This window comes from Raineyella sp., assembly GCF_034933565.1.
In the GTDB taxonomy this organism is placed as follows: domain Bacteria; phylum Actinomycetota; class Actinomycetes; order Propionibacteriales; family Propionibacteriaceae; genus Raineyella.
In genome coordinates this window covers 58318-68338 of sequence record NZ_JAYFNG010000030.1, presented here as the reverse complement: position 1 = coordinate 68338, position 10021 = coordinate 58318, and the positions used below count along the sequence as shown (strand labels likewise).

Here is a 10021-nt window from a genome sequence, read left to right as displayed (position 1 = left end):
TGTCGGGGCGCCCCCGGGGGCGCCCCGACACAGGACCGGACCGCAGTCGTCTGGGCACCCTCCGACGACCACACCGGGTCGGAACCCGCCGACGACCGCGTGCTGTGGCCCTCCGAGAACCACGCGCTGTGGAAGCCGGGGGCCACACCCTGTGGAAGCCGAGGGCTACACCCTGTGGACCGGATCCGACCAACTCCAGAAAACGCAGGCTGACAAGGCAAGTCACACCGATGTAGTTATCCACAACGGTTATCCCCATTGTGGAGAATCACACGTGTGTAAGACGCTCCATCGCCCGGGCCACGTCCTCGACCGAGCGCAGCACTGCGACCGACCCGGGGTCGGGACGACCGGCCGATCGCTGCCCCAGCCAGGCCGCCCGACCGTGGACCGCAGCCTTCGTCGCGGCCGTGTCGATCGAGCGCGCGACCGACGCCGCGCAGGCACCGGCAAGGTCATGGGCCGACCCGGGATGACCCGGACCGGCATGACCCGGCTCAGGATGACCCGGACCGGCATGGTCCAACACGGCAGGATCCGGCCCGGCATGGTCCGGCTCGGCATGGTCCGCCAGCGTCCGGCGTACGGCATCCAGCGCGTCGAGCACGGTCTTGTCGCCGACCTCGGCGTGGCCGAGGTCGGCGATCCTGGCCATGGCCAGTTCGACAGCGGACCGCAGGGATGCCGCCGACACCCGGCCGGTGTCCTCGAACGCCGCCGCGCCGGCGATCAGGCCACTGCCCAGCAGCGCCGCGAAAGTGGACGGATTGGCCGAGGCGAAGGCCGACCCGAGGGTCCTGAAGACGTCCGCTGGGTGGGCATCGTCGGGCATCGCGGCGAGGGCCGCGACCTGGGCCCGGGCGCCCGCCGCGACCGTGATCCCCAGGTCCCCGTCACCGACCGCCGCATCGAGCTCGCGGAGCTCGGGCTCATGGGAGGGCAACATGGCGCACACGCTGCGCAGCAGCGGGACCAGCGCTTCGCCGGGCACCCGTCGGACGTCGCGCGAGCCCGCCGCTGGGTGGCTGTCGTCGGCCGGCAGCGACCGGCCGGAGCCCGCGCCGGTCGGTGCGGCCTGACCGAAGAACGGCGAGTGGGCCGGTGCGGCGAGCAGCCCGGCCCGTTCGTCGTCCAGTACGCAGACCGACACCGACGCCCCGGCCATCTCCAGACTGGTGGCGTACTCCCCGACGAAGGCCAGATCGACCGCGACCCCGGCAGCCCCCAGCACCGCGTGGACCCGGCGGTAGACGATGTAGAGCTCCTCGAGCGGGGTCGCGCCGAGCCCGTTGACGAGCACGGCGACCCGGTCCCCCTCGGTGAGCCCGAGGTCGGGGACGATCCCGGCCAGGAGGCGATCGGTAATGGCGTCGGCACTCTCGAGCGGGCCCCGGTGATGCCCGGGCTCGCCGTGGATGCCGATGCCGACCTCCATCTGCCCGGCCGGCAGGTCGAAGGTCGGCTCGCCCGCCGCCGGGAGAATGGTCGGCGACAACCCGACCCCCATGGTGCGCGTCGCGTCGCACGCGCTCTGGGCGACGCGAGTCACCGCGGCCAGGTCGTCACCACGCTCGGCGGCCGCTCCGGCGACCTTGTAGGCGAAGAACAGACCGGCCACGCCGCGACGGGTCCCGGCCCGGTCGGCGGGAGCCGAGGACACGTCGTCGCGACCGAGCACCGTGGTCGTACGGATGCCTTCGGCGCCCGCCAGCTCGGCCGCCAGGTCGAAGTTGTAGACGTCACCCCCGTAGTTGCCGTACAGGTACAGCACGCCCGCCCCGCCGTCACTCGCCCGGGTGGCGGCCAGGATCTGGCGGGGCGACGGCGAGCTGAACACGTTCCCGACGGCGCATCCCGAGGCGAGGCCGGGCCCCACGTATCCGAGGAAGAGCGGCAGGTGCCCCGAACCGCCACCCGTGACGATCCCGACGCGGCCCGGCCGGCCGGCATCGACCCGCACCACCGCCCGCTGATCGTCCCCGACACGGACCAGCTCACCCGGATGGGCCAGCAGCACCCCGTCCAGGAATTCGTCGACGAAGTCCGTCGGCTCATTGATGATCTTGCGCATCGCACACCTTCCGGATCGCGCCGACCCGGGGCCCGTACGGGCCTCGGTCAGGCGGTCACCACCCCTTTCGTCACGAGATAGCACGCGTACGGCAGGGTCTCGCCCGTACGCACGGTCAGATAGGCCCGACGGGCCGACTCGTAGAACTCCGTACGCCCGGCCCCGCTCTCGGCCACCGGTCCCGCCTGGGCGCTCCGCCAGGCCGTACGACAGGCGGGCGTGGCCGGGGACTCCTCACCCTGCGCCGTGAGCATGTGCACCACGGCCGGTGTCCCGAAGGTGTCCACCGGAAGCACCGAACAGACCGCCCGGACGACCTGCTCCGCGGTGCTGCCCGGCAGCTCCACGGTCCGCCGGGCCACCGAGTGGGCGGGGAAGTTGCGGTCCACCACGGCCACGACGTCGCCGTGCCCCATCTGCGCCAGGGCGAGCAGGAGCTCGGGGACCAGCAACGGATCGAGCCCCTTCAGCATCAGGACCGCCTCGCGTCGCCGGTACCTGTCCTGGCCCCGCTCGTCCCGGCCGCTTCCGTCCCGGCACTGTCCGTCCCGGAACCGCTCGCCCGGGCCCCGTTCGTCCTTGCCGTGACCAGCTCCTCCGCGGCGATCGCGCTCAGGTGCGCGGGGCTCGGGTCCACGTCACGCAGCCGGACCAGGCGTCGGCTGACCCGCAGCACGCCGCGGGCGGCCCCCTCGCGCAGGTCCTCCGGGAGCGACTCGATGTCCTTGGTCTTGGCGGCACCGATGATGCGGCGTGACATCTTCGCGGCGGCGAAGAGCCACGCCTCCGAGCGCCAGGTGGCGAGCCGACGCTGCAGGAAGTCCTCGCCGAAGACCCGCGGGTCGACCCGGCCGGGCCACCGGCGGCGGAACTCGGCCTCGAACCCCGTCCAGGTCTCCTCGACCAGCCCCAGGCACCATTCCGCCCGCGCGTCCTCGCCCAGCGCGTAGGCGCGCGCCGCCGCGATCACGTAGTTGGCGAACAGGGCGCCGAGATCGAACGCCACCGGCCCGTAGAAGGCGAACTCGGAGTCGAAGGCCTTGACCGAGTCGGTGGCCCCACTCCCCGGCGCGCGCCGGACCATCACCGACCCGGTGTGGAGGTCGCCATGGATGAGCGCCTCGGCGTGGGTCATGAACATCCACTTGGCCTGCCCCATCGCCCGCATCATCTCCACATCGGCCTGGAACTCGGCGACATCGGGCTCGTTGGCGGCCAGGACGACGTTGCGGCCGGCGTCCACCAGCGGTTCGGTGAACACCAGGTCCTCGGTGATCGTGCACAGGTCCGCGTCGACGCTCCGGGCGATCGCCTCGGCCAGTTCGTGGCGGTCCATGCCGAACAGGCCGGTGCCGAACGCGACGGCGCCGACGTACGTCCCCACGGCAGCGGCAGCACCCTCGTGCTGCTCACCGCGGCACAGTGCACCGCGCCAGACCTCGTGGTCGGACAGGTCCTCCATCACGATGATGTGCCGATCGGCGTCGAACTCGTGGACCGCCGGCACCAAGTCGGGCACCAGCGCGTGGTGGGCGATGAGCGACTCGGCCTCGTGCCTGGCCCGGTCAGGTGTCATCGGCCACCCCTCGCCGGTCATCCGCACCCACGGCAGGGCCTGCTTGATGCACAGTCCGCGACCCTGCCGGTCCTCGACCAGGAAGACCATGTTGAGATTGCCGTCCCCGACCTCATCGCAGCGGACCAGATGATCGACATCGATGCGCGCGGCGAGATGCGGCTTCGACCTGATGTAGTCCCCGAGGGAGGATTCCGTCAGGAATTCGTAGTCAGTCTCAGTCATTTTTGTTCAAACCTTCTTCACATCTTCGGAAAGAGTCGAACGATCCGTCCGGCGTCACGTGGCCGGTGTGTAGCGCACCCGCTTGCGCGACACCGTGTAGGAGAACAACAGAGCCACGAGCAGCACCAGCCCCTTGGCGGTGTCCTGGTGGTAGTACTGGAAGCCCTTCATCGTCAGGCCGGTGAGCACGATCTGGACGAGCAGCGCGCCGAGGATGGTGCCCCAGGCGTTCGGCTTGCCGATGCCGAGCACGGAGGTCCCCACCAGCGCGACGGCCACCGCCTCCAGCAGGCTCGACGACCCGGCGTTGACGTCGCCCTGGCCGATCCGGCTGACCAGAATGAGGCCGCCGACGGCGGCGAGTTCGGCGCAGATCACGTACGCGAGCCCGCGGTAGAAACCGACCCGGACGCCGGCCAACCGGGCGGCCTCCGGATTGGCACCGACGGCGTACATCACCCGGCCCCACTTCGTCCGGCTGAGGAAGAACCAGGAGGCGATGGCGAGGACGAGCATGATGATCACCGGGATCGGAATCGGCCCGATCATGCCCCGGTCGATCTGCAGGAATCCGGGGGTGAACTTGCCGGGGGCGACCGAGCCGTCCTGGAGCACCATTCCGCCGGAGACGGACTGGCCCGACACCGGGATGAGCTTCGCGCCCTGGATCACGAACATCATCGCGAGGGTGGCCAGCAGGTCCGGGATCTTGCACACGACGATGAGGAACGCGTTGAGCAGCCCCACCAGCAGGCCGGTGAGGAGCACGACGATCACCGCGGTGGACCCGGTCATGTTGTAGAACACCATCGTCATCGCGCCCATCTGCACGGCGAGTCCGGCCTGGGACCCGATGGACATGTCCATTCCGCCGACGACCATCGAGAACGTCATCGCCAGCCCGAGGATCGCCGTCGTGGACGCGAACTTCAGCATCGCGAAGATCGACTGGCCGGTGGAGAAGGAGGGCTCGCTGGCCGCGAAGTAGATGAAGAGGGCCACGGTGACGGCGACGAAGCCGTACTTGACGACGCCGTCGCGCAACCGCATGGCGACGGTGAGGTCCTCGTCCCGGGGCCTGTCCTTGTTCCCCGCCGGTCCCTTGCCGGTCGGGCTCTTCGCCGTCGAGCGCTGCCGGGCGACGCGCGACCGGGCCCCTGCGCCGGGCCGGACGGCGTCCGGCCCGGTCGTGTCCTGCTGGGTGACGTCCTGTTGGGTCATATCCTGCTGGGTCATTGTCATGCCACCTCCGACATGCTGGTCATGATCGAGTCGGCGTCCGCCTGGGAGGAGTAGCAGTCGAGGGTGATCTGCCCCTCGACCATCACCAGGATCCGGTCCGCCACCTCGCGGATCTCGTCGACGTCGCTCGACAGGACGACGACGCAGGCGCCCGCTTCCGCCGCCTCGCGAGCCTTACGGGACAGGTCACGGCGGGCACCGATGTCGACGCCCCGGAAGGGCTCGTCCATCAACAGGACTCGCGGGCGCCCCTCGAGCCAACGGCCGACGATCACCTTCTGCTGGTTGCCACCGCTGAGCGCGTCGAGGGTCTGGTCGCTGCCGGTGGTGACGACGCTGCACGCCTCGATCACCGCCCCGGCCCGGCGCTTCTCCCGCTGGCGGTTGATCACTCCCCCGTCGCTCATCTCCCCCATGAACGGGAGGCTCACCGTACGGGCCAACGACCAGCCGGGCAGCATCGCCTCGGCGCTGCGGTCCTCCGGCACGAGGTAGACGCCCTTGCGGACGCCCTCGCCCGGGTACCGGGGCGCGTACGCCTTGCCGTCGAGACTCATCGTCCCGGCGCGCAGCGGGGCCACTCCGAAGATCCCCCGGGCGAGTTCGGACTTGCCGGCCCCGATGAGGCCCAGGACGCCGGTCACCTCGCCGTACCGCAGGGTCAGGTCGAACGGCCGCGAACGCTTGAGGAGCTGGACACCGCGCAGCTCCAGGGCGACGTCGTGGCCCCGGTGCTCGGTGAGGTTCTGGACCTCGACGGCGACATCGGCGCCGAGCATCGAGCGGACCGCGCGAGGCAGATCGACGGGCGTCGACTGCCGGTCCTTGATCTGGCCGTCGCGCAGCACCACCAGCTCGTCGGCGAGGGACTTGATCTCGCTGAGGTGGTGGGAGACGTAGAGGATCGCCACGCCGTCGGCGCGCAACCGCCGGACGACATCGAACAGCCGATCCGCCTCGGTCTGGGAGAGGGTCGAGGTCGGCTCATCGAGGACGAGCACGGACGGATGCTTGGACAGGGCCCTGGCGAGCAGGAGCAGTTGCGCGTCGGCGATGCCGAGCTCGAAGACGTCACTGCGCAACATGGCGTCCGACCAGTGCAGGTCAAGGATCTCGCTGACCTCCCGTGCCCGGGGCAGCAGGTTCCGCAGCGAGCGCACGCGCGGGACGGTGTTGTGGACGATGTCCTCGAACAGCAGGTTCTCGGCCACCGTCAGCCCGGGCACGATGCTCTCGTCGATCCGCTGGTGCACGGTCTGGATGCCGTTGCGGGCCGCCGACATCGGGTCGGTGATCTCCACCGGGCGGCCATGGACCAGGATCTCGCCATCGCCGCCCTCGTAGACCCCGGCCAGGATCTTGATCAGCGTCGACTTGCCCGCCCCGTTGGCGCCGAGAAGCGCGGTGACGGTCCCCGGACGCAGCGCCAGGGTGACGCCCTTCAGCACACTGTTGGTGCCGAAGGACTTGGTGATCCCACGCAGTTCGAGGGCGAAGTCCGGGTGGTCGCCGATCTGCTCGTCACGGACCTGCTCATCGCCGGCCCGCTCATCGCGGACGCGCTCATCGCGGACGCGCTCATCGCCGGCTCTCTTGTCAGGGTGCACTTCGTTGTGCATTCTTCCTCCAAGCACTTGGGCTCCACGGCTGGTCGGGCCCCGGGGGAGAGGCCCGACCAGCACGGGATCAGAACTGGACCGCGGGGATCCAGGCGGACGAGGACACGTCGGAGATGTTCAGCGACGGCTCCGCCGCCCGCAGGTCGTTCATGTTGTTGATGTTCTTGTCCCGCAGCGTCTGCTGGGTGACCAGGATCGGCGGGAACTCGACCTTGAGGGTGCTGAGCTGTCCGGCCATGTCGAGGGCCAGGGTCCGGGTCACGGCAGCACCGATGGCGTTCGGATCGGTGGCACCGGTCGCCACCCACGGGCTGCCGGGCGCCTTCATCAGTTCGATGTCGGCGGTCGAGATGTCCGCACCGTAGACCTTCACCTTGCTCTTCAGCTGGGGGTTCTGGTCCAGACCGCTCAGCGTGGCCTTGCTCAGCTCGTCGTACGGCGCGTAGACGGCGACCACGTCGGAGTTGGCCTTCAGCGCGTTGTCCACCATCGGGGCCGAGTCGGTCGCCGAGCTCGAGGTGTACTTGCCGGTCTTGAACTTCTCGGTCCAGCTGTTGTCCTTCTTGTACTGCTGCCAGACGACGTCGCGGCGGTCGAGCGGGGCGATGCCGGCGACGTTCACGTACCCGACGTTGACGTTCTTGCCGACGTCCTTCGCCATCTGGTCCAGCACGAGTGAAGCCATCTTCGCGTCCGACTGCTGGGTCTGGACCGCCCGCGGGGCACACTTCTGGATCTCGACGTCATAGATGACCACCTTGACGCCCTTGTCGAGGGCCTTGTTCACTCCCGGGCACAACGTGTCGGCGAAGCCGTGCCGGACGATGATGCCGGTGGCGCCCGAGGCGATCGCCTGGTCGAGCTGGCTGGCCTGGGTGGCATTGTCGCCCTGGGCGTCGTAGACGTCGAGCTTCATGTTCAGCGCCTTGGCCTGGAGCCGGGTGCCGTTCAGGTACTGCTGGAAATAGTCACCCTGGCCGGTGTTCTGGACGATGGCGACATGGACCTCGCCCGCGTTGAACGGGGCCGGCAGGGGTGCGGACGCGGACTTCACGGTCCCCGCGTCCGCGTTCTTGGCGGTGGGCGACGACCCTCCGGCCGCCGCACCTCCCTGGCTGCAAGCGGTGGCGCCGAGCATCAGCAGGGCGACGAGCCCACCGGCGATTGCCTTCCTCTTCATCATCGAAGATCTCTCCCTTACGTTCGTCCGGGGCACATCGTTGTGCACCGGTGTTGTGCATCGGTGTCGTGCAATCGGTCACGAACACGTGGTGGTCAGGCCGGCGATGCGACTGAGGAGTCGGGGATCGGGGGTCCTGGCCGGCTCGACGACGCCCCATTCGGTGACGACAGCGGCGATCAGGTCATGGGGGGTGACGTCGAACGCGGGGTTGAAGCCACGCGCCGAGGCGGGAGTCGACCGCTCGGTGCCGAAGCCGAGGATCTCGGCCTCGTCGCGCAATTCGATCGGGATGTCCTCACCACTGGCGGTGTCGAGATCCACGGTGGAGCTCGGCGCGGCGACCACGAAGGGGATGTTCGCCCGCTGACACGCCAGTGCCAGCGCCACGGACCCGACCTTGTTCGCGGTGTCCCCGTTCGCGGCGATCCGGTCGGCGCCGATGATGGCCACATCCACCAGGCCCCGCAGGATCGTGCTGGAGGCGGCACCGTCCGCCTCCACGACATGGGGGATGCTGTCCTGGGTGAGTTCCCAGCTGGTCAGCCGGGCACCCTGCAGGAGCGGCCGCGTCTCGTCGGCGTACACCATCTCGAGAGCCCCCCGGTCGAAGAGCTCGTGGATGATGCCGTACGCGGTCCCCCAGGCGGTGGTGGCGAGCGCGCCGGTGTTGCAGTGGGTCACCACGCGGACGGTGTCCCGCCCGGTGGTCCGCAGGATCCAGTCGGCCCCGATCCGGGCCAGTTTCCGGTTCGCCGCCTCGTCCTCCTCCGCGATGCGGTGTGCCGCCTCGAGGACGGCATCGGCCCCGCGAGGGATCAGGCCTCTGACCTGATCGACTCCCCAGGCGAGGTTCACCGCCGTCGGGCGGGCGTCACGGACCCGGTCGACAGCTCGCTCGACCGCGGCCCGGTCCCAGCCTTCGGCCTGTCCCTGCTTCATGGCGATCACCACACCGTACGCACCCACCGCCCCCAGGGCGGGGGCGCCGCGTACCGCGAGGTCCTTGATCGCCTTCACCAGGACGTCCACCGTGCAGACGTCGAGATACTTCTCCTCCCCCGGGAGGAGCGTCTGATCGATGAGCCGAATCCCTTCGGGTCGATCGATCCATTGCAGTGCTCTCACCATGAGACTCGCCCTTCGAACGACGTTGTCCGATCTCTGGCTCGACAGTAGAGACAACTCGGAACAGTTGTCAACGATTTTTTGTCAACTGACCTGACAAGGTCCTACACTGTTGGCAATCAGACATGCCAACCTCCAGTCAGGTCAACACCGATATGAGCTCGCGGACAACCTTGGTCGACCGGATCGCCGGAGAGCTGCGCGGCGAACTCGCCGCCGGCGAACACCCCGTCGGCTCGAGACTCCCCACCGAGACCAACCTCGCCGCCCGGTTCGGCGTCTCCCGCCCCACCGTGCGGGCCGCGCTCCGCGAGCTCGAGGCCCTGGGCCTGGTCACCACCAAGCACGGGGTCGGCACCTTCGTCAACGAACAGCCGGCGGTCACCGCAGGGCTGGAACGGATGGACTCGATCACCGCCTCGATCCGCGCCACCGGGCGCGAACCGGGGATGATCTACGTCAGCCGGATCCGTCGCCCGGTGCTCCCCGAGGAGGCCGCGGTGATGGGCTGCGCCGGCAACGCCGAGGTGCTGGAACTGCGCCGGACGATCCTGGCCGACGGCGAGGTGGTGGCGTACTCCTACGACCTCATCCCGATGTCGGTGCTGCCCGATCCCTTCGACCCCGACCAGCTCGACGGCTCACTGTTCGAGTGCTTCCGGCAGCGACTCGGCATCGAGCCCTCGTACGGTCGCGCGGAGATCCACGCCGTCCATTCGGACCACATCGGCTGGGGTCGATCGTCGGCGGCCCACAACCTCTTCGTGCTGCTCAACCAGCTGCACTACGACGCCATGGACCGGCTCGTGCTCTACTCGCGGACCTACTTCATCGAAGGTCGCTACAACTTCACCGTCTACCGGTCCCCGCACTGATCGGCCGCCGATCCAGACGGGACGGCGCGCCCGACGTCGTACGTGAAGGCATCTTGACGTGTTGCACAACTGCTTCTAGGTTGTAAAACAACATGCCGAACCACG

8 protein-coding genes are annotated in these 10021 nt (G+C 69.2%); 1 reads left to right on the top strand and 7 read right to left on the bottom strand.

The annotated features are described in order from the left end of the window. Positions 1–268: 268 nt before the first annotated feature. The 7 genes from VB059_RS09655 to mtnA form a co-directional block, all read right to left on the bottom strand. Positions 269–2071 (bottom strand): dihydroxyacetone kinase family protein, encoded by a 1803-nt coding sequence (locus VB059_RS09655; protein WP_323421813.1) that lies wholly within the window; start codon positions 2069–2071, stop codon positions 269–271. 47 nt (positions 2072–2118) lie between these two features. Next, positions 2119–2544 carry an RbsD/FucU domain-containing protein gene (locus VB059_RS09650; protein ID WP_323421812.1) on the bottom strand — a complete coding sequence of 142 codons (426 nt, stop codon included), beginning with the start codon at positions 2542–2544 and terminating at the stop codon, positions 2119–2121. Further along, a complete protein-coding gene (gene mtnK, locus VB059_RS09645; protein ID WP_323421811.1) occupies positions 2544–3872 on the bottom strand; it encodes an S-methyl-5-thioribose kinase in 1329 nt (442 codons plus the stop codon). The genes VB059_RS09650 and mtnK overlap by 1 nt, the downstream gene beginning before the upstream one ends. Before the next feature lie 54 nt (positions 3873–3926). Next, positions 3927–5108, bottom strand: coding sequence for an ABC transporter permease (locus VB059_RS09640; protein WP_323421810.1), 1182 nt, complete (start codon positions 5106–5108; stop codon positions 3927–3929). A gap of 2 nt (positions 5109–5110) precedes the next feature. Further along, a complete protein-coding gene (locus VB059_RS09635; protein WP_323421809.1) occupies positions 5111–6733 on the bottom strand; it encodes a sugar ABC transporter ATP-binding protein in 1623 nt (540 codons plus the stop codon). Between the two features lie 67 nt (positions 6734–6800). After that, a complete protein-coding gene (locus VB059_RS09630) occupies positions 6801–7913 on the bottom strand; it encodes a substrate-binding domain-containing protein (RefSeq protein ID WP_323421808.1) in 1113 nt (370 codons plus the stop codon). Between the two features lie 78 nt (positions 7914–7991). Further along, a complete protein-coding gene (gene mtnA, locus VB059_RS09625) occupies positions 7992–9044 on the bottom strand; it encodes an S-methyl-5-thioribose-1-phosphate isomerase (protein ID WP_323421807.1) in 1053 nt (350 codons plus the stop codon). 122 nt (positions 9045–9166) lie between these two features. On the opposite strand from mtnA, the gene VB059_RS09620 reads away from it, so the two are divergent. Continuing rightward, positions 9167–9916 carry a GntR family transcriptional regulator gene (locus VB059_RS09620; RefSeq protein ID WP_323421806.1) on the top strand — a complete coding sequence of 250 codons (750 nt, stop codon included), beginning with the start codon at positions 9167–9169 and terminating at the stop codon, positions 9914–9916. The last annotated feature ends 105 nt before the right edge of the window (positions 9917–10021 follow it).

Bases quoted from the DNA above. Each gene is read 5' to 3' on its own strand.
- VB059_RS09655 (WP_323421813.1), bottom strand. From the start codon at position 2,071: ATGCGCAAGATCATCAATGAGCCGACGGACTTCGTCGACGAATTCCTG.
- VB059_RS09650 (WP_323421812.1), bottom strand. From the start codon at position 2,544: ATGCTGAAGGGGCTCGATCCGTTGCTGGTCCCCGAGCTCCTGCTCGCC.
- mtnK (WP_323421811.1), bottom strand. From the start codon at position 3,872: ATGACTGAGACTGACTACGAATTCCTGACGGAATCCTCCCTCGGGGAC.
- VB059_RS09640 (WP_323421810.1), bottom strand. From the start codon at position 5,108: ATGACCCAGCAGGATATGACCCAACAGGACGTCACCCAGCAGGACACG.
- VB059_RS09635 (WP_323421809.1), bottom strand. From the start codon at position 6,733: ATGCACAACGAAGTGCACCCTGACAAGAGAGCCGGCGATGAGCGCGTC.
- VB059_RS09630 (WP_323421808.1), bottom strand. From the start codon at position 7,913: ATGAAGAGGAAGGCAATCGCCGGTGGGCTCGTCGCCCTGCTGATGCTC.
- mtnA (WP_323421807.1), bottom strand. From the start codon at position 9,044: ATGGTGAGAGCACTGCAATGGATCGATCGACCCGAAGGGATTCGGCTC.
- VB059_RS09620 (WP_323421806.1), top strand. From the start codon at position 9,167: ATGCCAACCTCCAGTCAGGTCAACACCGATATGAGCTCGCGGACAACC.